Annotated in this window: 28 protein-coding genes and 1 pseudogene; 15 read left to right on the forward strand and 14 right to left on the reverse strand. The window is 64.1% G+C overall.

The window, feature by feature from the left end:
* Positions 1-145: 145 nt before the first annotated feature.
* Both MB901379_RS00505 and MB901379_RS00510 read left to right on the forward strand, forming a co-directional pair.
* On the forward strand, positions 146-865 hold the full coding sequence (locus MB901379_RS00505; RefSeq protein ID WP_158014823.1) for an NUDIX hydrolase: 720 nt from the start codon (positions 146-148) through the stop codon (positions 863-865).
* A gap of 195 nt (positions 866-1,060) precedes the next feature.
* On the forward strand, positions 1,061-1,333 hold the full coding sequence (locus MB901379_RS00510; protein ID WP_158014824.1) for a YdeI/OmpD-associated family protein: 273 nt from the start codon (positions 1,061-1,063) through the stop codon (positions 1,331-1,333).
* A 68-nt stretch (positions 1,334-1,401) separates the two neighbouring features.
* Here the strand turns inward: MB901379_RS00510 and MB901379_RS00515 are convergent, their stop codons facing one another.
* From MB901379_RS00515 to MB901379_RS00540, 5 genes are all read right to left on the reverse strand, one after another.
* Complete coding sequence (locus MB901379_RS00515) at positions 1,402-2,241, reverse strand: acyl-CoA dehydrogenase family protein (protein ID WP_232021955.1); 840 nt, start codon at positions 2,239-2,241, stop codon at positions 1,402-1,404.
* A 451-nt stretch (positions 2,242-2,692) separates the two neighbouring features.
* Entirely contained in the window at positions 2,693-3,904 is a 1,212-nt protein-coding gene (locus tag MB901379_RS00525; RefSeq protein WP_158014825.1) for a thiolase family protein, read from the reverse strand.
* A 30-nt stretch (positions 3,905-3,934) separates the two neighbouring features.
* On the reverse strand, positions 3,935-4,333 hold the full coding sequence (locus tag MB901379_RS00530) for a Zn-ribbon domain-containing OB-fold protein (protein WP_158014826.1): 399 nt from the start codon (positions 4,331-4,333) through the stop codon (positions 3,935-3,937).
* Between the two features lie 292 nt (positions 4,334-4,625).
* Positions 4,626-5,042 carry a DUF5313 domain-containing protein gene (locus MB901379_RS00535; protein ID WP_158014827.1) on the reverse strand — a complete coding sequence of 139 codons (417 nt, stop codon included), beginning with the start codon at positions 5,040-5,042 and terminating at the stop codon, positions 4,626-4,628.
* A gap of 24 nt (positions 5,043-5,066) precedes the next feature.
* Positions 5,067-5,558, reverse strand: a complete 492-nt coding sequence (locus MB901379_RS00540) for a MarR family winged helix-turn-helix transcriptional regulator (RefSeq protein WP_158014828.1) — start codon at positions 5,556-5,558, stop codon at positions 5,067-5,069.
* Between the two features lie 121 nt (positions 5,559-5,679).
* Here MB901379_RS00540 and MB901379_RS00545 point away from each other — a divergent pair, with 121 nt between their 5' ends.
* The gene (locus MB901379_RS00545) at positions 5,680-6,843 is read left to right on the forward strand and encodes an AAA family ATPase (RefSeq protein WP_158014829.1); all 1,164 of its coding nucleotides are present in this window, start codon (positions 5,680-5,682) and stop codon (positions 6,841-6,843) included.
* 97 nt (positions 6,844-6,940) lie between these two features.
* Here MB901379_RS00545 and MB901379_RS00550 read toward each other — a convergent pair whose 3' ends face one another.
* The 7 genes and pseudogenes from MB901379_RS00550 to MB901379_RS00580 all read right to left on the reverse strand — a co-directional run bounded on the left by MB901379_RS00550 (position 6,941) and on the right by MB901379_RS00580 (position 12,535).
* Complete coding sequence (locus tag MB901379_RS00550) at positions 6,941-7,369, reverse strand: hypothetical protein (protein ID WP_158014830.1); 429 nt, start codon at positions 7,367-7,369, stop codon at positions 6,941-6,943.
* Positions 7,370-7,421: 52 nt separating this feature from the next.
* Entirely contained in the window at positions 7,422-8,630 is a 1,209-nt protein-coding gene (locus MB901379_RS00555; RefSeq protein WP_158014831.1) for a glycosyltransferase, read from the reverse strand.
* A 26-nt stretch (positions 8,631-8,656) separates the two neighbouring features.
* The gene (locus tag MB901379_RS00560) at positions 8,657-9,868 is read right to left on the reverse strand and encodes an acyl-CoA dehydrogenase family protein (protein WP_158014832.1); all 1,212 of its coding nucleotides are present in this window, start codon (positions 9,866-9,868) and stop codon (positions 8,657-8,659) included.
* A complete protein-coding gene (locus tag MB901379_RS00565; protein ID WP_158018854.1) occupies positions 9,865-10,497 on the reverse strand; it encodes a TetR/AcrR family transcriptional regulator in 633 nt (210 codons plus the stop codon). Before MB901379_RS00565 ends, MB901379_RS00560 begins: the two co-directional genes overlap by 4 nt.
* Before the next feature lie 132 nt (positions 10,498-10,629).
* On the reverse strand, positions 10,630-11,577 hold the full coding sequence (locus tag MB901379_RS00570) for an NAD(P)/FAD-dependent oxidoreductase (protein ID WP_158014833.1): 948 nt from the start codon (positions 11,575-11,577) through the stop codon (positions 10,630-10,632).
* Between the two features lie 163 nt (positions 11,578-11,740).
* Positions 11,741-11,929, reverse strand: a pseudogene (locus tag MB901379_RS00575) (GNAT family N-acetyltransferase); the annotation flags it as partial.
* Between the two features lie 42 nt (positions 11,930-11,971).
* Entirely contained in the window at positions 11,972-12,535 is a 564-nt protein-coding gene (locus MB901379_RS00580; protein ID WP_158014834.1) for a PadR family transcriptional regulator, read from the reverse strand.
* A 120-nt stretch (positions 12,536-12,655) separates the two neighbouring features.
* On the opposite strand from MB901379_RS00580, the gene MB901379_RS00585 reads away from it, so the two are divergent.
* The gene (locus MB901379_RS00585) at positions 12,656-13,087 is read left to right on the forward strand and encodes a nuclear transport factor 2 family protein (RefSeq protein ID WP_158014835.1); all 432 of its coding nucleotides are present in this window, start codon (positions 12,656-12,658) and stop codon (positions 13,085-13,087) included.
* Between the two features lie 60 nt (positions 13,088-13,147).
* A complete protein-coding gene (locus tag MB901379_RS00590; RefSeq protein ID WP_158014836.1) occupies positions 13,148-14,188 on the forward strand; it encodes an LLM class F420-dependent oxidoreductase in 1,041 nt (346 codons plus the stop codon).
* A gap of 322 nt (positions 14,189-14,510) precedes the next feature.
* Here the strand turns inward: MB901379_RS00590 and MB901379_RS00595 are convergent, their stop codons facing one another.
* A complete protein-coding gene (locus MB901379_RS00595) occupies positions 14,511-16,748 on the reverse strand; it encodes an NADP-dependent isocitrate dehydrogenase (RefSeq protein WP_158014837.1) in 2,238 nt (745 codons plus the stop codon).
* Positions 16,749-16,871: 123 nt separating this feature from the next.
* Complete coding sequence (locus MB901379_RS00600; RefSeq protein ID WP_158014838.1) at positions 16,872-17,441, reverse strand: TetR/AcrR family transcriptional regulator; 570 nt, start codon at positions 17,439-17,441, stop codon at positions 16,872-16,874.
* 107 nt (positions 17,442-17,548) lie between these two features.
* Between MB901379_RS00600 and MB901379_RS00605 the strand changes: the two genes are divergently transcribed.
* From MB901379_RS00605 to espB, 10 genes are all read left to right on the forward strand, one after another.
* Positions 17,549-18,460, forward strand: a complete 912-nt coding sequence (locus tag MB901379_RS00605; RefSeq protein WP_158014839.1) for an SDR family NAD(P)-dependent oxidoreductase — start codon at positions 17,549-17,551, stop codon at positions 18,458-18,460.
* 552 nt (positions 18,461-19,012) lie between these two features.
* Positions 19,013-20,458, forward strand: coding sequence for a type VII secretion protein EccB (gene eccB / locus MB901379_RS00610; protein WP_158014840.1), 1,446 nt, complete (start codon positions 19,013-19,015; stop codon positions 20,456-20,458).
* Between the two features lie 96 nt (positions 20,459-20,554).
* Positions 20,555-20,851, forward strand: coding sequence for a PE domain-containing protein (locus MB901379_RS00615; protein WP_158014841.1), 297 nt, complete (start codon positions 20,555-20,557; stop codon positions 20,849-20,851).
* A 58-nt stretch (positions 20,852-20,909) separates the two neighbouring features.
* Positions 20,910-22,034, forward strand: a complete 1,125-nt coding sequence (locus tag MB901379_RS00620; RefSeq protein ID WP_158018855.1) for a PPE family protein — start codon at positions 20,910-20,912, stop codon at positions 22,032-22,034.
* Between the two features lie 91 nt (positions 22,035-22,125).
* Positions 22,126-22,428 (forward strand): WXG100 family type VII secretion target, encoded by a 303-nt coding sequence (locus MB901379_RS00625; RefSeq protein WP_158014842.1) that lies wholly within the window; start codon positions 22,126-22,128, stop codon positions 22,426-22,428.
* 38 nt (positions 22,429-22,466) lie between these two features.
* Positions 22,467-22,754 (forward strand): WXG100 family type VII secretion target, encoded by a 288-nt coding sequence (locus MB901379_RS00630; RefSeq protein WP_158014843.1) that lies wholly within the window; start codon positions 22,467-22,469, stop codon positions 22,752-22,754.
* 125 nt (positions 22,755-22,879) lie between these two features.
* Positions 22,880-23,182, forward strand: a complete 303-nt coding sequence (locus MB901379_RS00635; RefSeq protein ID WP_158014844.1) for a WXG100 family type VII secretion target — start codon at positions 22,880-22,882, stop codon at positions 23,180-23,182.
* A 35-nt stretch (positions 23,183-23,217) separates the two neighbouring features.
* The gene (locus MB901379_RS00640; protein WP_158014845.1) at positions 23,218-23,505 is read left to right on the forward strand and encodes a WXG100 family type VII secretion target; all 288 of its coding nucleotides are present in this window, start codon (positions 23,218-23,220) and stop codon (positions 23,503-23,505) included.
* A 43-nt stretch (positions 23,506-23,548) separates the two neighbouring features.
* Entirely contained in the window at positions 23,549-23,905 is a 357-nt protein-coding gene (locus MB901379_RS00645; protein ID WP_158014846.1) for a hypothetical protein, read from the forward strand.
* On the forward strand, positions 23,902-25,335 hold the full coding sequence (espB, locus tag MB901379_RS00650; protein WP_158014847.1) for an EspB family ESX-1 secretion system-associated protein: 1,434 nt from the start codon (positions 23,902-23,904) through the stop codon (positions 25,333-25,335). Before MB901379_RS00645 ends, espB begins: the two co-directional genes overlap by 4 nt.
* Positions 25,336-25,462 lie beyond the last annotated feature (127 nt).

Below are 25,462 nucleotides of genomic sequence, written 5' to 3' on the forward strand. Positions count from 1 at the left end.
TAGCGGCTGCCTTTGCCGGTTGGCCGACGATGCGCTGGCACACCGGCGTCGAATGCTCGAAGGGCGGCTTGAGCGAACTCGGGAGGCGCGGTCGAACCGTCGGGAAACCGCACTGTGGTGGGCGCGCTCGACATAGAGTCGACCGGTGACGATCACATACGACGATGCGCTGCGGACGCGGATCCGGGCGCACCTGTGTGCGCACGAGCGCCGCGCGGTAACCGACCCAGCCAAACGGCACGCGGCCGTTGCGGTGGTCCTGGTCGACTCCGAGGTTGGCGAGGACAGGGTGGATCCGGCGCCGGTTGAGCAGTGGATTGGTGAGCGCCCGATGCCGGAGGCCGGCCTCGACGGGCACATGGTCAACGTGTCGGGGGGAGCGTCGTTCTTTCTGTGCCGCAGAGCATCTCGGCTCAGTACGCACGCCGCACAATGGGCGCTGCCCGGCGGTCGCGTGGACCCGGGCGAAAGCGCGGTCGACGCTGCCTTGCGCGAGCTAGACGAAGAGATCGGCATCACGCTGCCCGACTCGACGGTGCTTGGTCTGCTCGATGACTACCCAACGCGATCGGGATATGTGATCACCCCGGTGGTGATCTGGGGCGGGGGTCGCCTCGATCCCCGGCCGGTGCCCGACGAGGTGGTGGCGGTGTACCGGGTTGGGCTGCACCAACTGCAACGCGAGGATTCGCCGCGATTTGTCGCCATCCCGGAGAGCCCGCGACCGGTGGTCCAAGTCCCGTTGGGAAACGATTTGATCCACGCGCCGACGGGCGCGGTGTTGCTGCAGCTGCGGTGGCTGTGCCTGGAAGGCCGCGACGATCCGGTCGACGAACTTGAGCAACCGGTCTTCGCCTGGCAGTAGGCAAGTCGGTAGGGGGCAATACCGTCACCACCTTCACCGAGATCGACGTTTTGCAGACTCCTTCTCGCACTTTTTCTGCAAAACGTCGATCTCGCGGGCGGAGCCATGACCGCGCCTCGCGGCCCAAGCGCGGTGGCTAGGGCATCCGCTGCTGACCCTTGCATGCGGGCCGAGGTGATCGCCTAGGCTGTGCTGGTGAGCGGCAAGCAAATACCCGGTGGGGTGGTACACAAGCTGCCTGGGGACCTGCGCGAGGCGCTGGTGGCCAACTCCACAGCGCTGGCCGCGTGGCACGACATCACGCCCCTAGCACGCAACGAGTTCATCTGCTGGGTCGAGGATGCCAAGCAACAGACGACACGAGATCGCCGCATTCGCCGGACCCAGGAAGAGCTGGAAGAAGGCCAGCGCCGGCCCTGCTGCTGGCCGGGGTGCAAGCATCGCGAGCGCACCGGCCGGGCGAAATAGGCTGCTGTTACACCGGCCGACGGATCGAGGCTTTGGACGCGTCATGCGGACGGCGGTTGGCAACGGGGCTATTTGCGGGGCAGACCCAGGATCATCGAAGCGATAACGGTCAGCTGAATCTCGGCGGTGCCGCCCGCCGATGAGCTCCGATGGCATGTCGAAATGCGGCTCGTCAGGCCCAACGTTGCCGTCCCTGCCCGGCGCAGCAGCATCACCATCGCGTACTTGGCGATGCTCGAGGTCGGGCCGGCAACCTGACCCTCCATCAGCCGCAAGGTCTCGCGCAACACCATGGCCTTGATCGCGGTCGTGTGGGCCTCGACGTCGCCGATTGCCCGCAGCGCCGTGTCTTGGTCGGGACCGCCGATGGCCGCCACCCGCCGAAGTGCGACGGTGCGATCGATGTTCACGTAGTTTCCGATCGCGGTGCGCTCGATGGCCATGGTCGACACCGCCAGCTCCCACCCCTCGCCGGGGTTGCCCACCAGCATGTCGTCGGGCGCGAAGACAACGGTGGAAAAGACCTCGTTGAAGTCGCACCGGCCACTGGCCTGCTGGATCGGTGAGACCTCGATGCCCGGCGTGGCCACGTCAACAAGGAAGTAGCTGATCCCGCGGTGTTTTGGCGCGTGCGGGTCGGTGCGCCCCAGCAGCGCCCCAAACTGGGCGCGATCGGCCATCGAGGTCCAGATCTTGTGCCCGTTGACCAGCCACCCGTCGTCGACCTTGACGGCGCGGTACTCAGCGAGGCGAGGTCCGAGCTTGCCGCTGGTTCGCTGAATAACTGACACCATCGTTGGGTGCCCCGCGGGATCGGCCACCCCGAACCGCTCGCGCTGGAGCTCGGACCCGCGCTCAAGAATCGTCGGAAACATCCACTCCGTGATGCCTAGTGACGGCTTGGTCACTGCGGGGCGGCTAGACCCGCTTCGGATAGCAGGTCACGCTGCGATCCGTGCGCTAGACCAGGATCCCTGGAGTCATATGTCTTGCCGGCCGGTGGTTCACCTGAACCCGACTCGTTGTCCGGCATTCTGGACTACCTGCGACGTGCCTTACGTGCCTTCATCGCAATCCCGAGATGACGGCGTTGATGCTCCAGATGATGACCTCCACCGATCCGGAGGCGAAAGCGACGATTGACCAGACGGATCGCACGAATGTTGAGATGTTCAATCGCCTGCTGCATGGTGTTGCCCCGGAGGATATTCGAACGTCAGTTTCGGTCTCAACGCCACCCTGACCGGTGGGCTGACCGGGTTGCTCACCGGCAGGGTAAGGGACGAATCGCTCGGTCATGTCGAGTGGGTCGCACGTGCCCTGCTCGAGGACCGCCAGCCGCATACGTGAAGCCCGGTGTTATGCCGCCGACTTTTCCAGGATGTGTACACCGCAGGCGGAACCCAGGCCGATCACGTGGGCCAGCCCCACCGCGGCGTTCTCGATCTGACGATCGCCGGCCTCACCGCGGAGGTGGTGGCAGACCTCCCAGATGTTGGCGATCCCGGTAGCCGCAATCGGATGACCTTTCGACTGTAGTCCACCCGACACGTTCACCGGCGTAGAGCCGTCGCGCCAGGGGGCGCCTGAGTCGAAAAAGTCCGCGGCGCCACCCTCTTCGCACAGCATCAGGTTGTCGTAGTGCACCAACTCAGCGGTAGCGAAGCAGTCGTGCAACTCGACCAAGTCGAGGTCACCCGGGCCTACGCCCGCTTGTTCGTACGCCGTCTTGGCGGCATTGCGGGTCAATGTGTTGACGTTCGGCAGGACCTGACAGCCCGCTTCGTAGGGATCGGTGGTCAGCACCGACGCCGACACCTTCACCGCGCGCCGACGTTGGTGCAGCGATAAGGATTTCAAGGTCTCGCCGTTGCACACGATCGCGGCCGCAGCGCCGTCGCAGTTGGCCGAGCACATCGGCCGAGTGTTGGGGTAGGCGATCATGACGTCGCTCATGATCTGCTCGAGCGTGAACCGTTTCTGATAGGCGGCAAGCGGATTCAGCGTCGAATGGGCGTGGTTCTTCTCGCTGATCTTGGCGAACAGTTCGAAGCTGGTGCCACCGTACTTATGGCCGTACTCGGTGCCGATTTGAGCGAACACTCCGGGCATGGTTTCGGTGCCGATCCGCCCGTCGACCGGCGCCACCGCGCCGTAGCGTCCGGCCGGTGTCCAGACATCGGCGTCGCTCTTCTTCTTTCCGCCTCCGCCGAGCAGCCCGGCGCCGGACAGTTTCTCCACACCCACCGCCATGCCGTAGTCGACCTCGCCGGCCTTGACCGCCATGATCGCGGTTCGCAACGCGGTGGCACCCGTGGCGCAGGCGTTGGCCACGTTGTACACCGGGATTCCGGTCTGGCCGATTTGCTTCTGAAGCTGCTGACCGAGCCCGGCATTCGCTTGCATCAGGTTGCCCGCCGCCAGCACACCGACGTCGGCCATGGTCACGCCGGCGTCGGCGAGTGCGCCCAGCGCCGCCTGGGCTGCCAGGTCAACGGTGTCCAGGTCGGGGTGCTTGCCGAATTTGGTCATCCGGATTCCGAGGATCCAAACCTCGTCGCTGGCGCTCATCGTCGCTGCTCCTTCGTCGGTGATCGATGGTCAGGTGGCAGGCTCGAAGCCAAAGCCAATCGCTTCGGTCCCTTCGGAGTCGGTGCCGATCGGAAAGGTGGCCAGGCGTACCTTCATCCCGTCGTGGATGTGCTCGGGATCGGGCTCGATGTTGATCAGGTTGGCCCGCACCTGGGTTCCGCCGCAATCGACCACCGACGCGACGAACGGAGTGGGAATCCCGGGTGCGGCGAAGGTGACGATGGTAAACGTCCGCACCGTGCCCTCGGTCGCAATCGGGACGGTCATAAAGTTGGTAGCGAAGCAATTAGCGCACGCATTGCGTCGGTCGAAGAACCGGGCACCGCAGTGGGTGCATTCCTGTGCGACGAGGTGTGGCTCGCCGTCGTCGAGCACCAGATAGTCGACCAATGGGATCTGCCCGGCCATAGATACCTCCGCGATGTCTATTACCGACCGTAGCGCGGGAGGTGGCGATCAACTGAGCTCGAGGACGAACTTTCCGGCGGACCGGCGCTCGGCCAGATCCCGGAGTGCCTACTGGATGTCGTCGAGCGAATAGGCCGAACCCACCAGCGGATCGATGGCTCCGGTGGTGACCAGCCGGTCGAGCTGTTGAATGGCCGACTCGCGCACCCCGGGTGCACACGATGTCGTTCCCCGGCCCGGCCCCGGTACGGACCTCGCCGAGGCGATTGACGCCCAGTACTACTGAGCCCGTTCAGAAGGGGCTGCTATTGGACTGCCACTCCGCCGATTCGGGTCGCGGGCCGTACCGGCGGGCGTAGTCCTCGTGCATCTTCGCGTCCTTCTTGCGTTTGATCACGTCGACCAGATTGCGGTCCAGGCCATGCTGTGCCAGTCGGTGCCGGCGCCAAACCTTGTTCAGCGCGAGCGAAATCAGCAGTGACCACACATACAGCGGGGCTGTCATCTCGGTGTGTACGTATACCGAAGCCGGCAACAGCCAAAACGGGGCCAGGACCAGGATCGGCGGGATGGCCCACCGGATCATGTGTCGGCGTACCGCTCCCGGTCCGGCCAAATCCTGGGCAACCCAGGCCCGCATCGACTCCGGCAGGCACCGCCCGTATGAGTAGGCGATGTACTGCCAAAAACTGGGCTTACCGGTGGCCATGGGAGCTCCTGTGGGGACGGTGATTCAAGACTGTAGCGCGCCGGCCGCCAATGCGGCCGAATTGATGCGAGTGAGCACCTGGTGGAGGTGCTCGAGTTCGGCCATGTCGACGCCCAGACGCTCGACGACGGTGCGCGGGACTTCAAGCGCCCGCTCCCGCAGAGCAATTCCGGCGTGAGTTAGCTTGACATCGGTGGAGCGCTCATCGGCGGCGTTGCGGGTCCGGGTAACCAGGCCGAGTGCTTCCAGGCGCTTGAGCATCGGCGAGAGAGTAGCCGAATCCAGCTGCAGCGCCTCGGCGATCTGCTTGACCGAAAGCGCAAGCCGCTGTTCGGGCCTTGCCCTGTGGTGGTCCCAGAGGGCCAGCATAACCAGATACTGCGGATGGGTTAGGCCCAATGGCTCCAGAAGCGGCCGGTAAACGGCCAACACGGCCCTGTTGGTGATGGCCAGTGCGAAACAAACCTGGTGCTCAAGGGCGAGCGGATCAATCGGCGGTGCGGTCCGGGTGGCCACAGATAGATAGTGCACGATCGATTAGTGCGCTAGCAACAGGGCGATCGGCACACTTCCGGGCTGGCATCGAGTCGATGGTGGCGGCTTCGGGTCGGCACCAACGGTCGACTAGCGTGGCCGCATGCTGGTGACCGTAGCAGTAGAAAACTACCGCTCGTTGCGCCAGCTGGTGTTGCCATTGCGCCAGCTCAATGTCGTAACCGGACCCAACGGCAGTGGTAAGTCGAACCTGTACCGAGCGCTGCGCCTGTTGGCGAACTCGGCGCGCAACGGCGCGGTCGCTGCGCTGGCCCGGGAAGGCGGGTTGAGTTCAACGATGTGGGCCGGGCCGGCTGTGATCGGCAAGTCCGTGCGCCAGGGGCGGCAGCCGGTCCAGGGTACGCTCCGTAACGAATCGGTCAGCTTGAAACTCGGCTTTGCCGGGTCCGATTTCGGTTATGCGATGGATCTCGGGTTACCCCGTCCGACGAGCAGCAAGTTCAAGCTCGATCCCGAGGTCAAGGTGGAATCGCTGTGGGTGGGGCCGGCGTGGCGTCGCGCCACAGCGATCGCCGACCGCGGCGGCCCGGTCGTCCAGCTGCGCGATGGTGATGACAACTGGCAACTGATCACCGATGCGCTGCGACCGTTCGACTCGATGCTGAGTGAGTTGGCGGATCCGGTGCGGGCGCCGGAACTCATCGAAATGCGTGAACGCATGCGCAACTGGCGGTTTTACGATCACCTGCGGACCGACGTCGACGCGCCCGCGAGGCAGGCCCGAATAGGCACGCGCACAACAGTATTGGGTCACGATGGAGCGGATCTAGCTGCGGCGATTCAAACGATCCGCGAGATCGGCGACGACGTCGCGTTGGTGGCGGCCATCGATCGAGCGTTTGAAGGCAGTCGTGTCGATATCGTGAGCGAAAACGGTCGCTTTGAGCTGGCCCTGCAACAGCCCGGAATGTTGCGGCCATTGTGCGCGGCCGAGCTCTCCGACGGCACGTTGCGCTACCTCCTGTGGACCGCGGCCCTGCTGACGCCGCGCCCACCACAGTTGCTGGTACTCAACGAACCTGAGACCAGTTTGCACCCCGATCTGCTGCCGGCCTTGGCGTCACTGATTGCCACAGCTGCCCAACACAGTCAGATGATCGTCGTCACCCACTCGGAATCTCTGGTGTCCTCGTTGCAGGAGGCCGCTGATGTGCACACGATTCGCCTGGCAAAAGAACTTGGCGAAACCCGGATAGTGGGGCAGCGCATGATTGACCAGCCGCCATGGCATTGGCCGCCACGGTAGACGACGGTCCTTGGCCTTGCGAGGGCAAGGTCACATAGCGCCCCAGCAAATCGGTGCGTGGAGTTTTGGCCACGCCAACCGCGGGGCTGGGAATCATTCACTCAGCGGGTTGCGCATGAATATTCCTGGCACCCTTAGCGTTTCGTAGTCCCGAGCAATTCACGCAGCCGATGCAGCCCACACAGTCGGTGCAGCGCACGCACCCTATACACGCCACGCACCGGGCGCAGGCTACGCATGCCACGCACGCCACACATTCCCGGACGGCTACGGACAACACGGTCAACGCACTGGCAAGCACTCCGACGCAGCCCGCGGTGGCCGCCGAGCCCGCCACCGCCGCGCTGCCCGCGGTCGCGACCGAACCCGCCACCGCCACGCTGCCCGCGGTCGACACCGATCCGGCCACCGCGGCCGCACCCGCGGTGGCGATCGACCCCGCGACGGCAATGCTGTCTTGGCTGGCCAACGAGCCCACAACGGTGCCCGCGTCGGCGGACACCGTCGACTCGCATGCGACTGCCATGCGCCCCATCATCTCAGCTGATCGGCTTCGAACGCGATGGCGGGATGGCCGATCAGTCGACGGAGTCCAGACGGGCGGCGTCTTCCAGGAGATCGGCGGCCCTGACCACGCTATCGGCGGACGTGCTCATCCGAGCGGCAACCTCAGTGGCTCGAGCGCTGCACTGCGGCGCAAGGATGGCACGCAAGTCGTCCAGCAGCGATTGACTTGTGGCCGCCCAGAAGGGCCGCCCCAAGCCGACTTGCAACCGCTCGACCGCGGCCGCCCAGATCGGTTGATCGAGCCAAAGCCACAGGATCAGCGTGGGGATTCCGGCTCGCATGCCTGCGGCGGTAGTTCCCGCTCCGCCGTGGTGGACGACCGCACGGCAAGCCGGAAAGATCGCCGCGTGGTTCACCGCCCGCACAACCTTGACTCCCTCGGGGGGCAAGACATCGCTGAAGTCATTTGCGCCGCTGCAAATCAACGCACGTTCACCCAGTTCGGCGCAGACCGTACCGATCATGGTGACCGTCTCAGCCCAGGAGGTGATCGGCGTGCTACCGAACCCGAAGTAGATCGGCGGTGTTCCCGCGGCAATCCACGACAAGACCTCGGCGTCGTCTTCCGTCGGCAACTCCAGCGTCAAGGCGCCGACGAATGGTCGTAGGCCGTCGGGCTCCACCCATTGGGCGGTCGGTCCGGGCAAGCAGAACTCGTCGTATGCCTGGATCTCGAGCCAGCCGCGTTGCGCCCTCCGTTGCAAGGCGGACTCGCTCGTTTCCGGTAACCCCAGCAGACGGCGTTGAGCGTGTTCGGCCTCCCGGGTGACCAGGGGTGCAAGCTGTCCCGACGCCCAGATCCGCTTCGGGAAGAAGTGCAGCGCTGCCAGCGGAATGCCGTGATACTCCGCGACGTTGGCGGCCAGCCCCTGCTCGTTGAAGCTGGCCAGCAGCAGATCGACCCCGTGCGCCAGCGACGTCAGCGCCGCACTCTTGTCCGCGGTAACCCGGCTGACATGCTCGGTCACTTCGGACAGGATGCCGATGGGATTGTGCAGCTTCGTCGCCAGGTCGCGCACCAAATCCTGGGCCGGGTTCATCCGCTCGCGCGCGTCAGGACCGTAGCTGACCGCAGCGAGTCCAGCCGACTCGACGAAGTCGAGCATGTTGGGCGGCACGGCCATGCGCACGTCGTGACCCCGCCGCAGCAATTCGCGAGCGACCGCGGCGCCGGGCTCGACATCGCCGCGACTTCCGTAGCTTGCGACCACGATCTTCATCGGTGCAACCCAACGAGCACGGTTGCCTAGCGGATTGGCAGGCCGGTGAGCGCCCGCGCAATGACCAGCCGCTGGATCTCGCTGGTCCCTTCGAAGATTGTGAAAATCTTTGCATCACGGTGCATCCGCTCCACCGGGTAGTCGCGGGTATAGCCATTTCCGCCCAGAATCTGGATGGCCTCGTCGGTGACATACACGGCAGTCTCGCTTGCCACGAGCTTGGCCATCGAGCCCTCCGCCGAGTCGAAGTCCAGGTTGTTGCGCGCCATCCAGCCGGCTCGCCATACCAATAACCGAGCCGCGTCGATCCGAGACTTCATGTCGGCCAGTTTGAATGACACCGCCTGGAACTCACCGATCTTGCGACCGAATTGCTCGCGTTGGCAGGCATATTCGAGGGCGTACTCGTAGGCGGCCCGTGCCACGCCAACGGCCATCGCCCCTACGGTGGGCCGAGTGCGCTCAAAGGTCTTCATCGCTGCCTGCCCGCGTGCAGAGGCGCCGGACTTGACCCGAGCGATCCGCGCTTCGAATTTCTCTCGGCCGCCCAGGATTAGGTCCTCGGCTAGGCGCACATCATCGAGCACTATTTCAGCTGTGTGCGAGGCGCGGATGCCGTGTTTCTTGAACTTCTGCCCCTGGGACAGACCTTTTGTACCCGGGGGAATCACGAATGTGGCCTGGCCTCGGGTGCCGAGGTCGGGATAGACCGACGCCACCACGATGTGCACATTGGCTATGCCCCCGTTGGTCGCCCACGTTTTAGTGCCGTTGAGCACCCACTCGCCGGCCGCCTCGTCGTAGTGTGCGCGAGTGCGGATCGCGCCGACGTCAGAACCCGCATCGGGTTCCGAGGAGCAAAACGCGCCGAGTTTGGGATCGTCTGCGCTACCAAACATCTCGGGAAGCCAGCGGCCCAACTGCTCGGGGGTTCCATTGCCCGCCAGCGCCGCCGCGGCCAGTCCGGTGCCCATGATGGATATCGCGATGCCGGCATCACCCCAGAACAGCTCCTCGAGCGCGGTGAGCATGCCCAATCCGGTGGGGTCGGCGGACTGCTGGGCGAAAAAGTCGGGCGAATAGATGCCGACCTTGGCGGCCTCCTGGATCACCGGCCACGGGGTTTCCTCGCGTTCGTCCCATTCGGCGGCCGCCGGGCGGATGACCTCCGCCGAGAACTTGTGCACCCAATCGCGGACTTCGATCAAGTCGTCGCTGAGCTGCAGTGAGAACGTCATGGTTTTACTCCGGAAGTAGGTTGACGGCTACGGTTTGTATGGCGGGCAAGAACAGTGACTGTCTGGTCGACCCAGGCTTGGAAATAGCGATCGTCGTCGACGTTGCCTGGAGAGCGGCCGGTCAACGCTCGCAGCGTGGCGGCGTAAGACAGCGACCCGATCGCCACCGCCGCCGTCGCTTCGGGATCCGGGATGTTCGTGCGGCCAGCACGATTAGACGCTGCCAGTTCGTCGGCGAACCGCTGGTAGGAGTTGTCGGTGATAACCTGCCAGGTCTTCTCATCGAGATCGCCGAGTTCATCGGGCTCCCGCAACATCACTTTGAGCAGATCCTCGCTTTGTTTCAGGTTGTTCCAAATCAGCTGGCCCGCGGTGCGCACCGCCTGTTCGACATTGCCCGGATCTCCGGCGTCGTACTGCTCCCGCGCGGCCACGATGCTGTCGATGCGGTGCGTGACGGCGGCTTCCAACAGTTCACGCTTGGACCCGAAATGCTTGTAGAGCGCGCCCGACCCCGGCGCGAGCCCGGACGCGCGTTGGATGTCGGCTACCGACGTCGCCGCGTACCCCTTCTCGGCAAAAAGCCTCAGTGCTGCGGCCAGCAACCGGTCCCGACCTGACACAAGCATGGTGAGAGAGTACTCACTCACCAGGTCGAACTGCAAGCCGCGGCCGGTACCGCAGGCGTCGTCGAACGTGAAAGCAGTGCGAAAATATCGCCAAAATTTCGCAGTCAGAACACGCTCGGCGCGCAAGTACGGTCAGTCGATGCGCAGGTCACCGGGTAGTTCGTCGCCCAGCATCGCCTCGGCGAGCAGTTCGCCGAGGAGCGGCCCGAACTTCATCAGGTTGCTGCCGACAAACGCGACGACACGGCCGCGACGTGCCACTGTCCATCCGTCTCCGCCGGAGTCGAGCCATGATGCCCGAACGGTGACACAGTCCACCTGTCCCACCGGTACCAGCGAGGGGAACAGCGCACGTACGGTCGCGGGGTCGGGCGTTTCCTGGCCGAAGGCCCACCGGCCGGTACTGCCTAGTGGTAGGCCGTAGCCTTCGGGCGCGGACAGGCATGCCGCACCGGTGGCGTCGGCGCCCTGGTAGCTGAAGCGAGTGTGTGGCACGAATTCGAGGCCAAGCGGGCCGAACAGCGTCGGCGTTTCCACCCCCGCGCAGATCAGCACCCGGTCGGCTCGCACCACCGTGCCGTCGGCAAGGGTCGTCGAGCCGTCGTCGGCGACCGACACCACTCGTGCACGGCGAGTCACTACCCGCCGGGACAGGGCCCTCAGCGCACGTCGGATGCGAAGGCAGCCGCCCGACCGATCGAAAACCCCGGTGTCCCAGGGCGCGGCCGCGAACGGGATGCGCGCCGCGATCTCGGCACGGTTGAGCCAGCGGAACTCGGCGCCGGCAGCCGTCATGGCCGCTGCGGTGTCGTTGCGGAGACCGGCGGCGACAAAGCCCTCGCAGCCAAGGAGGCACCCGGCGCCGAATTCCATTTCCCAACGCTGCCAGCCGGCCCGGGCCCGCAGCGCAAGATCGCACAATGTCGGCCGTCGGTGCGCGACGCGAAAAATTCGCGCCAGACCTGTCGACTGCTCGCCGAAAGGTTCTCCGCGCTCCAACACAATTGCCTGCTCGCCACGCCGCGCCAACTCGTAGGCGGTAGCGAGTCCGCATATCCCCGCACCAATGATGACGATCACGGCCGTGCGAGCCCCTTAGAAGAATGCGGTGCCTCACGCACTGCGAACAACTGGTCAGCCACTTCAACTGCCGACGGATCGATCACCCGCGCCAACCCGGCGACTGCAAGATTTGCTGTTCGCTGACGAACCACGACGCGGTGTCGACTGGGCGGTAGCGAACGATGGTCGCCTCCGAGGCCCGCGCCGTCGCGACCGCCTCGCCGTGGGCGGCAAAATCACGCAGCTGGTGGTCTACCAGGGCCGTTGCCGCCCCTTGTCGGGTGAATGACGGCAGCACGCCAATATGGGTCACGGCCGCGTGGCCCACGATCGCACCGCCGGGAAGGGTCAGGCCGCCAGACGCGGCGTCGAGAACACGGATCTCGGGGGTCATGTCCCGCCCCCTTCACAGTTATGCCCGCGCCAGCCGGCGCTGCTCGATGATTGTCAGAGCCCGCTCGGCCCATCGAATGTTCTCTTGCTCGAACAATATTCCCCGCAGCAGGGTGAGGTAGGGACCCACACGTTCGGCTTGGGCGAGATAGTCCTGCTCGGTGCAACCGTCGAGCATGCGAGTCCGCAACCGCTCGTAGCGTTCCAGTTTTGCCTCGGCCCATTGCAGCCGTTCCAAAATGAATTCGCGGACCGCTGCCGCGTTGCCGGCATCGGAGGCCTGAACCTTGATCAGTAGCTCGTCGCGAATTACCGACGGCTTGGGCGCCTTGGCGGTGAAGTGCCCGATCGCTTGGTGGCCGGCCTGGGTAAGGGAGTACATGCGCTTGTTCGGCCGGCGCTCCTGATGAACGACGCGCGCCTGGATGAGACCTTGCTTGGCCAGTTGTTCCAGCTCGCGATACAACTGCTGCGGTGTGGCCATCCAGAAGTTGGCCATCGAGGCATCGAACTCTTTGGCCAGGTCGTATCCGGAAGACTCGCCACCAAGCAGGGCTGCCAATACCGCATCACGGAGCGACATCGGCCTATCGTACAACGATGCGACTAATCAACAATGTGATTAATCGTGTATGGACATATAGCCGACCAACCTCTACCGTCAATCAAACCTACTCAACAAGTTGACTATGTGAGGTGCTCGATGCATCCCTTCCGAAAGGCAGTCGAAGAGCGCGACGAGGCCGCCATCCAGGCGATGCTGGCCGACGACGTCGTATTCACCAGCCCGGTGGTTTTCAAGCCATATGTCGGCAAGCCGATCACCGCCGCGCTCCTGCGTGGTGTGTTGCGCGTTTTCGAGGACTTTCGTTATCTGCGTGAGATCCACGACGCCAACGGCCGCGATCATGCCTTCGTGTTCGAGGCAACTATTTCTGGGGGATCCGAGTCATCGGGCAAGAAGGTCGTTGGCTGCGATTTCTTGCACTTCAATGATGACGGGCTTATCGATGACTTTATGGTGATGGTGCGGCCGCTGTCGGGTGCGATGGCGTTGTCCGAGGCGATGGGTGCCCAGTTCGAGCGGATCCAGCAAGACGCGCTGGACCTGGCCGACCAGTTCACCAGCGCGTAGGGCGCTTACCGCCGGGCTCGACTGTAGAGTCGCGGACGATCTTGGAGAAAGGGTCTGATCATGCGAATCGGATTGGCCATCAATTATGCGGGCGGTTTCAAGGAGGTGGCCGCCGAAGTGGCCGACCTTGAACGTGCCGGGTTGGATATCGTCTTTGTCCCCGAGGCGTATTCGTTCGACGCGGTCAGCGCCCTTGGCTATCTGGCGGCCTCGACCGACCGGGTTGAACTGGCCTCGGGAATCCTGCAGCTCTACACTCGAACGCCCACCTTGACCGCGATGACCGCGGCCGGGTTGGACTACGTCTCCGACGGCCGGTTCACCCTGGGGCTGGGCGCCAGCGGACCGCAGGTGATCGAGGGTTTCCACGGGGTGCCCTACGACGCCCCGATCGCCCGTACCCGCGAGGTCATCGACATTTGTCGTCAGGTGTGGCGGCGCGAGCGGGTGGAACATCGGGGCGCCAATTACACGATTCCGCTGCCGCCCGGTCAGGGCACAGGATTGGGTAAGCCGCTCAAACTCATCAATACGCCTGTCCGGGAACGTATCCCGATACTGCTGGCCGCGCTGGGGCCCAAGAACGTCGAGTTGGCAGCCGAAGCCGCCGAGGGCTGGCAGCCCATCTTCTATCTGCCCGAGAAGGCGCAGGACGTGTGGGGCGAGGCGCTGGCGGCCGGCCGCGCCAAGCGCGACCCCGCCTTGGGGGAGCTCGAAGTGTACGCCGGGCCGGCACTGGCGATCGGCGATGACGTGGAGCCCCTACGAGAGTTCGTCAAACCCCATCTGGCGCTATACATCGGCGGAATGGGCGCCAAAGGCAAGAATTTCTATCACACACTGGCGACCCGATATGGCTACGGACCGCAGGCCGACCGGATCCAAGAGCTTTACCTGGCCGGCGATAAAGAGGGCGCCGCCAAGGTGGTTCCCGACGAGCTGGTGCGCGACGTCAACCTGATCGGCACACCCGGATTCGTCAAAGAACGGGTGGCCGCGTTCCGGGAGGCCGGCGTCACCACCTTGAACGTGGCACCCATCGCGGCAACGCCCGCGGAGCGGGTGAAGCTGATCGAGGCGCTGCGCGGGCTACTCGACTAGGACTGCGCCGCGGTTCCCGCGGCGATGCGAGTGGCCTGCGGGCTCGGTGTATGCCTGCGGGAACGTGCTCGGAAAAGGTATTTGCGCAGCTCTTGAGCGGCGATGGCCCGGTCGACGTCTCGATGTCGACGTTGTCGCCGATGTCGCCAAACTCCGGATTCCCACCTGTCACAGGGAATTCAGGATGTGCGATCTGCCCGCCTCGGAGCGACAACCGCGCGTTTGGCGCGCCGCGTTAGCGCCCGAGTCGCTGTGAGGCGGACACAAAGCCACCGACTTCCGCTGGTGACTGCTGTGGCCGGAGTTGCGCAGGCGGTCGACGTCAGCGCTGAGCGGCCTCCAACGCAGCATTGAACGTCTTGCTCGGCCGCATCACCGCCGCGGTTTTCTCACGGTCCGGTGCGTAGTAGCCACCGATGTCGACCGGATCGCCCTGGGCCTCAGCGAGTTCGGCCACGATCGTGTCCGTATCCTTGGCCAACGCATCCGCGAGCGTGGTGAAGTGTTTGGCCAACTCGTCGTCGTCGGTCTGATCGGCAAGTTCCCGCGCCCAATACAAGGCGAGGTAGAACTGGCTTCCCCGGTTGTCCAGCTCACCGGTCTTGCGCGAAGGACTCTTGTTGTTGTCCAGTAGTTTTCCAATCGCGGCATCGAGCGTCTTGGCGAGAATCTTGGCGCGCTCGTTGCCGGTCTTGATACCCATATCCTCGAGGCTTGCGCTAAGGGCCAGGAATTCACCGAGCGAATCCCAGCGCAGGTGATTCTCCTCGACTAGCTGTTTGACGTGCTTGGGCGCCGAGCCACCGGCTCCCGTTTCGTACATCCCGCCGCCGGCCATCAGCGGCACGATGGACAGCATCTTGGCGCTGGTGCCCAGCTCCAGGATTGGGAACAGATCGGTGAGATAGTCACGCAGGATGTTGCCGGTCGCGGCGATGGTGTCCAGTCCGCGAATCAGGCGCTCCAGCGTGTAACGCATGGACCGAACCTGGGACATGATCTGGATGTCCAGGCCCTCGGTGTCGTGGTCCTTCAGGTAGGTCTTAACCTTCTTGATCAGCTCGTTCTCGTGCGGGCGGTAAGGGTCGAGCCAGAACAGCGCCGGCATGCCCGAGTTGCGTGCGCGAGTGACGGCCAACTTGACCCAGTCGCGAATGGGCGCGTCCTTTACGACGCACATCCGCCAGATATCGCCGGTCTCGACGTTCTGCGTCAGCAGCACTTCGCCGGTGTCGAGGTCAACAATGTTGGCGACACCGCTTTCGGGTACTTCGAACGTCTTGTCGTGTGAACCGTATTCCTCCGCCTGCTGCGCCATCAGGCCTACGTTGGGGACCGTACCCATGGTGGTCGGATCGAATTGGCCGTTGGTCTTACAGAAATTGATGATCTCCTGGTAGATGCGCGAGAAGGTGGACTCGGGGTTGACCGCCTTGGTGTCTTTGAGCTTTCCGTCGGCGCCGTACATCTTGCCGCCAGCACGGATCATCGCCGGCATCGAGGCGTCCACGATCACATCGCTAGGCGAATGGAAGTTGGAGATTCCCCTGGCCGAATCCACCATGGCCAGCTCGGGACGATGCTCATGGCACCGGTGCAGGTCGTCGATGATTTCTTCGTGTTGCGACGCCGGCAGCGACTCGATCTTGCTGTAGAGATCGGACAATCCGTTGTTGACGTTGACGCCCAATTCGTCGAACAGTTCTTGGTGCTTGGCGAAGGCGTCCTTGTAAAAGGTCCGGACGGCGTGCCCGAAGACGATGGGGTGGCTGACCTTCATCATCGTTGCCTTGACGTGCAGCGAGAACATCACGCCGGTCTTGTAGGCATCCTCCATCTGCTCTTCGTAGAACTCGCACAACGCCTTCTGGCTCATGAACATGCTGTCGATGACGTCGCCGTCATCCAGCGACACTTCGGGCTTGAGTAGCAGCGTTTTGCCGCCCTTGGTCACCAGCTCCATCTTCACTTTGCGGGCGCGATCCAGCGTCATCGACTTTTCGCCGGCGTAGAAATCGCCGTGTCGCATGTGCGCAACATGGGTGCGTGAGGCCATCGACCACTCGCCCATGCTGTGCGGGTGTTTGCGCGCGTACTCCTTGACAGCTTTGGGGGCGCGACGGTCGGAGTTACCTTGGCGCAAAACTGGATTGACCGCACTACCCAGGCAAGTGGCGTAACGCTCTTTGATCGCCTTCTGCTCGTCGGTCTTCGGATCCGCCGGGTAATCCGGTACCGCGTAGCCCTTTTCTTGGAGCTCTTTGATGGCGGCCTTGAGCTGTGGCACCGAGGCGCTGATGTTCGGCAACTTGATGATGTTGGTGTCCGGTAGCTGGGTCAGCTCGCCGAGCTCGGCCAAATTGTTCGGTACGCGTTGTTCGTCGGTGAGGTAGTCGGGAAATTCGGCGAGGATACGCGCCGCGACGGAGATGTCGCTGGACTTGATCCGGATGCCCGCAGGCTCGGCAAAGGCGCGGATTATCGGCAGAAAGGCATAGGTCGCCAGTAGCGGCGCCTCGTCAGTCAGCGTGTAGATGATGGTTGGCTGCTCGTCGCTCATCGGTCGTGTCTCCCGGCGTCGCATGTGGTTTTGTATCGAGGGCTCAGCGTTGTATGGCGGCTACCAGTATCGCGGATGGGCATTTCGCCGCAAATAACGCGTGCTTGTTCGGGATGAGTCCCCTCAGCTCTGGCTGCGGCGAAGGCCATCGAGGGCGACATCGGTTACCCGTTCGGCCAATTCGGCGTTGTAACTCTGCATCGCTTGACAGCCGACCAGCAGCGTCTTGACGTGCGGAACCGTGACGTCGGACCGAGCGGTGCCTACCTGCTGGGCGGCCCGCAACAGCTCGGCGAGCAGGCCCATGAATTCTTCCTCGGCGTCCGGGGCGGCGCCGTCGATCTCGATCCCGGCGCCGGCCAAGGCTTCGACTAGACCGCGATCGGCGGCTCCCCACCGCAACACCATCGACCGCAGGAACACAAACAGGGCTTCGCCTGGTTGTTCGGACCCAAGCAAGGCACGTCCGTCGTCGATGATGTGGCGCATGCGGTCGGCGATCACCGCGCGAAACAGGGCCTCTTTGGTTGGGAAATGCCGGTACACCGTGCCCGCGCCAACCCCCGCGCGCCGGGCGATCTCGTCGATCGGCACCGATAGCCCATCGGCCGCAAATGTCTGGTAGGCGACGTCCAGCACGCGCGCACGGTTGCGGGCGGCATCGGCTCGTACCGGCCGCTCACTTGCAGGCAAGAGTCGCACCTCCGGTCCCGAGCTATTGCAAAGCGGGGCGAGCGTTCCGTATCGTTGACTCAAGCGGAGCGCCCGCCCCGTTTAGTGCATCTTACCGAGGAGCTCTCATGAGCAGATGGACCGCCGCCGACATACCCAATCAGAGCGGCCGCACCGCCATCGTTACCGGCGCCAACACCGGCCTCGGTTTCGAGACCGCGGCCACCCTCGCCGCTCGTGGCGCCCGAGTGGTGCTGGCCGTGCGCAGTCTGGACAAAGGCAAGCAAGCCGCGGCGCGGATTAGCCAGGACAATCCCGGGGCGGAGGTGGAGCTGCAGGAGCTTGACCTGGGTTCACTAGCGTCCGTGCGAAGCGCGGCCACGCAGCTACGGTCCGCTTACGAGCGAATCGACCTGTTGATCAACAACGCGGGGGTAATGTACCCGCCCAAATCGACCACCGCGGACGGATTCGAACTACAGTTCGGCACCAATCATCTGGGCCACTTTGCGTTGACGGGTCTGCTACTCGAACGCATGTTGCCCGTAGCCGGATCGCGAGTGGTCACGGTCAGCAGTGTGGGCCATCGCATCCGCGCCGCAATTCACTTCGATGACCTGCATTGGGAGCGGGGCTACAGTCGGGTGGGCGCGTACGGCCAATCCAAGCTCGCCAACCTGCTGTTCACTTACGAGCTTCAGCGTCGACTGGCCCCGCACGGCACCACGATCTCGGTGGCGGCTCACCCGGGTGCCTCCAACACCGAGTTGACCCGCCACCTACCCCGGCTGGTCGCCGCGGCCAGTGCCCTGCTGGAACCCTGGATGCAGAGCGCCGAGCTGGGCGCCCTGCCGTCATTGCGTGCCGCCACCGACCCCGACGTGACCGGTGGCCAATACATCGGACCAGATGGGGTCGGCGAGCTGCGGGGCTACCCGAGGCCCGTGGCGTCCAGCGCCCAGTCTCACGACGTCGAACTGCAGCAGCGGCTGTGGGCAATATCCGAAGAACTCACCGGGGTCGGCTATCCGATGGGCTGACCCCTGGGCCGGCCGGCCTTGTCGCGACGCAATGATTCTACGTGGCGGTGCAGTATTCCCCTCGGGAAAATCTCCAAAATGTTAATCAATTGTGAATAATGCGCGACGGCCACAATTAATAAACCGCGGGTGAATTTCCGCCCAGCGCGGATGAAATTAACGGCCCTCGGGAGTGAATTTCTGCAAGCCCTGCCGTTCGCTGCGGAACGCAACGGGAACCCAGTGACCAGGGAAGTTAGTGCGTCTTCCGGTCGATGAGCCCGTTGAGTCCGCCTGGTTTCCGATAAAACCGTGAATTATTCGACGCACTATTGATGAATATTTTCGTCGCCCGGAATCAATCTCCAGGAAATTCTCAGCGAAACCATATGGAGCGCGAGGCGCGTCAATGCTATTCATAGGCGGATGCCTCATTACTCCATTTGAAATGAGCTATGAAAGAACTGGCCTATGACTGAAAACGTTCGATACGACGTCTCGCCGAGCGAGGTTGCCCACGACACCGACCGGACCATCGAAGCCGCCGGTCGCCTCGACATCAACCAATAGCCCATGGCGGGGATTCGGCTGACCACCAGGGTGCAGGTTAGCGGCTGGCGCTTCCTGCTGCGCCGACTCGAACACGCCATCGTGCGTCGGGACACTCGGATGTTCGACGATCCGCTGCAGTTTTACAGCCGTTCGGCCGCGCTCGGCGCTGTGGTCGCGGTCCTCATTCTGGCGGGCGCGGGGTTGCTGGCGTTCTTTAAGCCGCAGGGTGACCTCGGCGGCGCGAACCTGCTCGCGGACCGCACGACCAATCAGCTCTTTGTGAGATTGTCGGGACAGTTGCATCCCGTGTACAACCTGACTTCGGCGCGGCTGGAGCTGGGCAACCCGGTCAACCCCACGTCGGTGAAATCCTCCGAACTGAACACGCTGCCCAAGGGCACCGCGATCGGAATTCCCGGCGCACCGTACGCCACGCCTGTCACCGAAAGCAGTACCTCGACCTGGGCCCTGTGCGACACGGTCACGCACGCCGACAGCACCTCGCCGGCGGTACACACGACGATAATCGCGACGCCGTTGCGGATCGATCCGGACGTCGAAGCGCTGCGGTCAGACGAGGCCGTGCTGACCTCTCACCGCGGCGGGACATGGATCGTCACCCCGAAGGGGCGGCACGCCATAGACCTGGCAGACCACGCGCTCACTACGGCCATGAAGATACCCCAAACCGCCAAGCCGGCCCCTATCTCCGAGGGCATGTTCAACGCGTTGTCCGATCAGGGATCCTGGCAGCTCCCTCCGATAGCCGCCGCCGGCGCGCCCAATTCGATTGGGCTGCCCGCGGATTTGGTCATCGGCTCGGTGCTGCAAAGCGATACATCTTCGGGACCACAACATTTCGTGGTGCTGCGCGACGGCATCGCGGCGGTGAACACCAACACCGCTGAAGCGCTGCGCGACACGGAATCCTATGGACTGGTAGAGCCGCCGTGGGTGTTGCCGGACGTGGTTGTTGGCATGCCGCAAAGGGTCTACGCCTCCCCGCTGCCCGACGAACCGCTCAAGTTCGTGTCTCGGGCGCAAGAACCCACGCTGTGCTGGTCGTGGGCACGTGGCGCCGGGGACCAGTCACCAAGTACAACCGTACTGTCCGGCCGACACTTGCCCGTGGCGCCGTCGGCGATGAACATGGGAGTCAATCAGATCCATGAGGCGGCAACCGTTTTCACCGACGGCGGAAAGTTTGTTGTGCTGCAGTCGCCGGATCCCCGCTACGCCGAATCGATGTACTACGTCGACCCACAGGGTGTGCGCTACGGAGTACCCGACCTGGAGGCGGAGAAGGCGCTAGGTCTCAGTTCCCCCCAAGTCGCGCCTTGGGAGATTATTCGTCTGCTGACCGAGGGGCCGGTGCTGTCCAGAGACGCCGCGCTGCTAGAGCACGAGGCGCTGCCCGTCGACCCGAGCCCCGAAAAGATCCCCGCCGTAGCCGCCGGGGCCCCGTGAAGGCGGCCATCACCACCCGGCCACGGGCGTCTGCTGGACGTCGGCAGATGGCTGATCCGTCCGAATTCGAACACTAGTTGTAGAGGAGCTGTTCAGGTGCAGTCCATGTCTTATGACCCGGCCGTGGCGGGCCTCGTGGCCAGCATCGTTGCCAATGCCTACCGGGGTTTGGCGGCTGGTACGTCGGCGTCGGCGGCGGTGACCGGGCTGGCTCCGGCAGGGGCCGACGAGGTCTCGGCGCAATTCGCGTCGGCGTTCGCGGCGGAGGGCGCCCAGGTGTTGGCGCTAAACACCTCGGCTCAGGAAGAACTTGCCCGGGCCGGTGAGGCATTTCAGCAGATCGCCAACATGTATTCCGCCGTCGACGACAACTGGTCGGACGCATTGGCGTAATCGGCTGCACTGCCGAAGAATCCGCTCACTTCAACAGACTCGAAAGGCGTTAATGACCATGCTGTGGCACGCGATGCCGCCGGAGCTCAACACCGCTCGGCTCTTGGCCGGAGCGGGCGAGGCGCCGGCGCTGCAAGCGGCATCGGGATGGCAGGCGCTGGCGGCGGCGCTGGCGGAGCAAGCTGAGGAGCTGGCGGCGAACCTGGTCTTTCTCGGTCAATCGTGGACCGGTTCGGGCAGCGAACGTGCGCTGACGGCGACCACACCGATGGTGATCTGGCTGCGTAATGCCGCAGAGTTGGCGCGCGAGCGTGCGCTGCAGGCCACCGCCCAGGCCGCGGCGTATGCGCAGGCGCTGGCGATGACGCCCTCGCTACTGGAGATCCTCGCCAACCACATCACCCACGCAGTGCTGGCGGCGACCAATTTTCTCGGCATCAACACGGTGCCCATCAGTACCAACGAAACCGACTACTTCGTCCGCCTGTGGAATCAGGCCGCCACCGCAATGGATATCTATCAGGCTCAAACCACGATCAACACGGTTTTCGACAAGCTCGAACCGATGAAGGCGATCCTGGGTCAAGACCTAGGCCAGGTCACCAATACCGTGGGCCAGCTCGCGACGGCGTCGTCAAACCAAATCTTCGGCGCCGGGGAGTTGCCGATCCAGCCGATCTCGGGTGCTAGCGGTTCCCTGCTGCAGTTGTTCCAACCGCTGCAGGCGGCCACCTCGCTGCTTGGCCTGGGATCCGGCATGAGCGGCATGGGTAGCCAGGTTGGCCAGAATCTGGGAACCGGGCTTGAAACCCAGGTGGGATTGGTGGGCGCCAACCCGCTGTCCAACCACCCGCTGGCCGGAGGTTCGGGCGCCAGTACCGGTGCCGGGCTGTTGCGTGCGGTGTCGCTACCCGGTGCGGGTGGGACATTGACTCGCACACCACTGATGGGGGCGCTGCTCGACAAGCCGGCCGATCCGCTGGCACAGCCGATCGGAGCCGGCGCCGGCCCGTCGACCACGAGCGGGCTTGCTCCGATGGGCGGGGGCGCACTGGGGCCGGGCGCGACGGCTGGTGATTCCTCGCAGCCGAGGCCGGCCACGCAGGCTACGCCGACCCAGCCGCGCGAGGCGGCCGACGACGCCGAAGACCACGGCGGCTGGGACGACGAGGACGACTGGTGAGTGGGCTGGTGATAACGGACTTCCCGGCCATCCGGGCCGGAAGACTTGCCAAGATTTTGGCGAGAAAGAAACGGACAGAAAGTAGTTCAGCATGGCAGAGATGAGGACCGACGCCGCCACTCTCGCGCAGGAGGCGGGCAATTTCGAGCGGATCGCCGGCGACCTGAAGACCCAGATCGATCAGGTGGAATCAACAGCGGGCTCGCTGCACGGCCAGTGGCAGGGCGCGGCGGGCAGGGCCGCCCAGCAAGCGGTGTTGCGCTTCCAGGAGGCGGCTAACAAGCAGAAGGCCCAGCTGGACGAAATCTCGACGAATATTCGCCATGCCGGTGTCCAGTACTCCAAGGCAGACGAGGAGCAGCAGCAGGCGCTGTCCTCGCAAATGGGCTTCTGACCCCCACTAACACATCGAACGAAACGGAGCAGTACGACATGTCAGAACAGCAGTGGAATTTCGCCGGCATCGAGGCCGCCTCGAGCGCCATTCACGGCAATCACTCCAGCATCGGTTCTCTTCTTGATGAAGGCAAGCAGTCGTTGGCGAAGCTGGCGGCCGCCTGGGGTGGCAGCGGTTCGCAGGCTTACCAGGCTATCCAGCACCGGTGGCATCAAACCGCCCACGAGCTCAACGATGCGTTGCGGAACCTGGCGCGCACCATCAGCGACGCCGGTCAGGCCATGGCCTCCACCGAGGGCAACGTGACTGGGATGTTCGGCTAGCAGCAGTGGTAAATGCCGAGTGCGGCGGACTTGCCGGCCTCCTGCGCGGCAAGTCTCACCACCATTGCCAACAGTACAAATGCCACCTCGGCAACCAAAAGCGTGAAAGGAGAACGTGATCGCCCATGTCAGAGATGACCACCGATGTCGCGACCCTGACCAGTCAGGCCCACCGGTTCGAACATATTGCTGATGAACTCAAGGAATCGATTCGACGGGTGGAGTTGACCGCCAGCGGGTTGCTGCTGGCCTGGCGCGGACAGGCCAGTCTGGCCGCCCAGGCCGCGATTGTGCTGTTCCGTCAAGCGGCCAGTCACCAGGTCAAGCAGCTCAACGAAATCTCGACGAAGATTTCCACCGCCGCGATGCACTACCAACAGACCGACAGCGACCAGACCAGTCTGCTGTCGGCCCAAATGGACTTCTAAACCCCCTGAGCACCAGCAGAGTACGGAGAAGCACCATGGCAGATATGCACTACAACTTCGCCGCTATCGAAATCGGGGTAACCGAAATCCGGGCCGAGGTTGTCGCCACCGAAAAACACCTCCATGACGCAGCCCAAGTACTGGCCACCCTGGCCAAGGCATGGGAGGGCAGCGGCTCAGCGGCCTACCAAGACGTTCAACAGCAATGGGACAGCACCTCGGCCGAGCTCAACGCTGCGCTGCAAAGCCTCGCTCAAGCGATCAACCAGTCCAACCAGGAAATGATCAGCACCGAAACGGCTCTCGCCGCACTGTTCGCCTAGCCCGCCAACACCCAATGCTCAACACGGACAATAGGACCCGACAATGACCGCGTCGAATAATCCAGTGACTGTCGATGCCACAGCTCTGGAGGCCGCCGGCGAAAAACTGCGAATCCTCGACTTTCCGTCGCCGCCGAAGCCACCGATCTCGTTGGCGTCGGACTATGCGGCATTGGCAAACAACGAGGTGCTGCCACATATCTACTTCGCGGTGCGAGATGTGCTGGCCAACGCCAAGGCGGCCCTGGATCAGTTGGGGGCCAATATGGTCGCCGCGGCTAACGCGTACTCGCACACCGATCAAACGCTGGGGGTCCAGCTCAGTCGATTTAAATTCCAAGTGCCCGAATCTAATTCGGCAACGTCAGGGGAATCGCTGCAAGGACCGGAGGGAAAATGACGAAGCCGCTCAATGTGCAAGTGGTGCCCGAGGAACTCATGGCCAGGGCCGCCGAGCTGGAGGTCGTGAGCGCAGTCCCAGCCGGTAATCCTGTGGCGCCATGCGCGCTTCCGATGATCGCCGACGCGGCTGCAGAGCTTGGTTTTTCGGCCGACACAATGCGGACCTACCTGGCCCTGGGAACCCAGGCGCGACGAAAAGTGGCGGACGCCCTGAGGCAGGCGGCCAAGTCCTATCAAGGGACCGACGAGGATGCCGCACAGGCCTTGAATTCCGGCGCCGACACGGTCTCGCCGGTCACGCCCCACCCCGTCGTGAGCGACCGCGCACCCGGACGCCTTGGCGACGGCCGCGGTGTTGGCGCCGGCGCAACGCCTCCCCCGTCCTATCCCGAGGTAAGGCAGGCGGCGGAACAGATCGCAGAGCCCGACCAGGGCACCGCCTTTAACGCGTTTGCCGAGGCGTGGACTCAATACCTGCAACCGTTGCTGAACTCTACGGAGGCGTTTCGGCCCTTTGAGAACTGGCAGGGCGACGCGGCCACTGCGGTTGAGGCGGACTTTCAACAGTTCCGGGACTGGGTGTACAAGATGGCCGATATGGTCAGGCAGCTGATCACCCAGGCGCAAGGCGTCACGTCGGCCCAAGGCTGGGCGATCACGCAGCACCCCACCGTCGAACAGCTGAAGCAGCTCGACGCCCAATGGGTTGAAGCCGAGGAATTCAAGCGGGCGGGGTTCAACGTCAGCAAAGTCGAGCATTCGATCATGCAGAAGTACGCGACCTACCAGCAAACGTCGCAGTCGGTGCTGGCGGAATACTCCAAGAGAGCAAACCTGCCGCTGCCGGCGTTGGAACCACCGGATCCTCCCGCCGCCTACAGTCCCACACCCGCGCCGGACCCCAGTCCCACGCCGGCGCCGACCCCGGGGCCCACGCCGGCGCCGACGCCGAGTTCTGGTGCTGGCGGTCTTTCCGGCATGCCCATGATGATGGGCGGTATTCCTTCCCTCGGCGGCATGCGATCCGCGGCAACCGGGGGTGCGGGTGCGGGCGTGGCCCGGGGCCTGGCGGGCGGGCCGGCGCTTCGACCGGCCGCGCTGGGCGGTGGAGCTGGTGGTGGCATGCCCCTGCAGTCGCCGTCGGGGGCTGACCCAGCGCCTTCGGTGGCCGCGGCGGGCGACGCCGCGAGTCTGGGTCGGGCTAATCGTGGTGCGGGTGGCGCGGCGGCCGGCCGCGGCGGCATGGGCATGGCGCCGGTGGGCCACGGTGGGCACGGTCAGAGCGGCAACAAGGGCAAACGCGAGCCGACCGACGACGAGTCGCTGTACACCGAGGACCGAGCCTGGACGGAGGCCATCATCGGCGGCCGTGAGCCGGCCGTGACATCCGATGCCGACGATTGGGCAGGGACCGGGAATGCCCTCTAAAGGGGACCCAACCGGGACTCGCAAGGGATGGGTGGTGGGCTTCCGCGGCTTCCGCGGATGCACGGCTTTGCGCCGGTTCTGGTGGCGTGCCCGACCCGGACTATCAAACCGTGAAAGGTGACTAGGC

This window comes from Mycobacterium basiliense (genome assembly GCF_900292015.1).
Lineage (GTDB): Bacteria > Actinomycetota > Actinomycetes > Mycobacteriales > Mycobacteriaceae > Mycobacterium > Mycobacterium basiliense.

Excerpts from the sequence above, each read along its gene's own strand:
- espB (WP_158014847.1), top strand. The coding sequence starts at position 23,902 with ATGACGAAGCCGCTCAATGTGCAAGTGGTGCCCGAGGAACTCATGGCC.
- MB901379_RS00580 (WP_158014834.1), bottom strand. The coding sequence starts at position 12,535 with ATGTCGCTCCGTGATGCGGTATTGGCAGCCCTGCTTGGTGGCGAGTCT.
- MB901379_RS00595 (WP_158014837.1), bottom strand. The coding sequence starts at position 16,748 with ATGAGCGACGAGCAGCCAACCATCATCTACACGCTGACTGACGAGGCG.
- MB901379_RS00545 (WP_158014829.1), top strand. The coding sequence starts at position 5,680 with ATGCTGGTGACCGTAGCAGTAGAAAACTACCGCTCGTTGCGCCAGCTG.
- MB901379_RS00630 (WP_158014843.1), top strand. The coding sequence starts at position 22,467 with ATGTCAGAACAGCAGTGGAATTTCGCCGGCATCGAGGCCGCCTCGAGC.
- MB901379_RS00640 (WP_158014845.1), top strand. The coding sequence starts at position 23,218 with ATGGCAGATATGCACTACAACTTCGCCGCTATCGAAATCGGGGTAACC.
- MB901379_RS00565 (WP_158018854.1), bottom strand. The coding sequence starts at position 10,497 with ATGCTTGTGTCAGGTCGGGACCGGTTGCTGGCCGCAGCACTGAGGCTT.
- MB901379_RS00585 (WP_158014835.1), top strand. The coding sequence starts at position 12,656 with ATGCATCCCTTCCGAAAGGCAGTCGAAGAGCGCGACGAGGCCGCCATC.
- eccB (WP_158014840.1), top strand. The coding sequence starts at position 19,013 with ATGGCGGGGATTCGGCTGACCACCAGGGTGCAGGTTAGCGGCTGGCGC.
- MB901379_RS00525 (WP_158014825.1), bottom strand. The coding sequence starts at position 3,904 with ATGAGCGCCAGCGACGAGGTTTGGATCCTCGGAATCCGGATGACCAAA.
- MB901379_RS00530 (WP_158014826.1), bottom strand. The coding sequence starts at position 4,333 with ATGGCCGGGCAGATCCCATTGGTCGACTATCTGGTGCTCGACGACGGC.
- MB901379_RS00550 (WP_158014830.1), bottom strand. The coding sequence starts at position 7,369 with ATGGCAGTCGCATGCGAGTCGACGGTGTCCGCCGACGCGGGCACCGTT.
- MB901379_RS00605 (WP_158014839.1), top strand. The coding sequence starts at position 17,549 with ATGAGCAGATGGACCGCCGCCGACATACCCAATCAGAGCGGCCGCACC.
- MB901379_RS00590 (WP_158014836.1), top strand. The coding sequence starts at position 13,148 with ATGCGAATCGGATTGGCCATCAATTATGCGGGCGGTTTCAAGGAGGTG.
- MB901379_RS00555 (WP_158014831.1), bottom strand. The coding sequence starts at position 8,630 with ATGAAGATCGTGGTCGCAAGCTACGGAAGTCGCGGCGATGTCGAGCCC.
- MB901379_RS00635 (WP_158014844.1), top strand. The coding sequence starts at position 22,880 with ATGTCAGAGATGACCACCGATGTCGCGACCCTGACCAGTCAGGCCCAC.
- MB901379_RS00645 (WP_158014846.1), top strand. The coding sequence starts at position 23,549 with ATGACCGCGTCGAATAATCCAGTGACTGTCGATGCCACAGCTCTGGAG.
- MB901379_RS00535 (WP_158014827.1), bottom strand. The coding sequence starts at position 5,042 with ATGGCCACCGGTAAGCCCAGTTTTTGGCAGTACATCGCCTACTCATAC.
- MB901379_RS00625 (WP_158014842.1), top strand. The coding sequence starts at position 22,126 with ATGGCAGAGATGAGGACCGACGCCGCCACTCTCGCGCAGGAGGCGGGC.
- MB901379_RS00560 (WP_158014832.1), bottom strand. The coding sequence starts at position 9,868 with ATGACGTTCTCACTGCAGCTCAGCGACGACTTGATCGAAGTCCGCGAT.
- MB901379_RS00620 (WP_158018855.1), top strand. The coding sequence starts at position 20,910 with ATGCTGTGGCACGCGATGCCGCCGGAGCTCAACACCGCTCGGCTCTTG.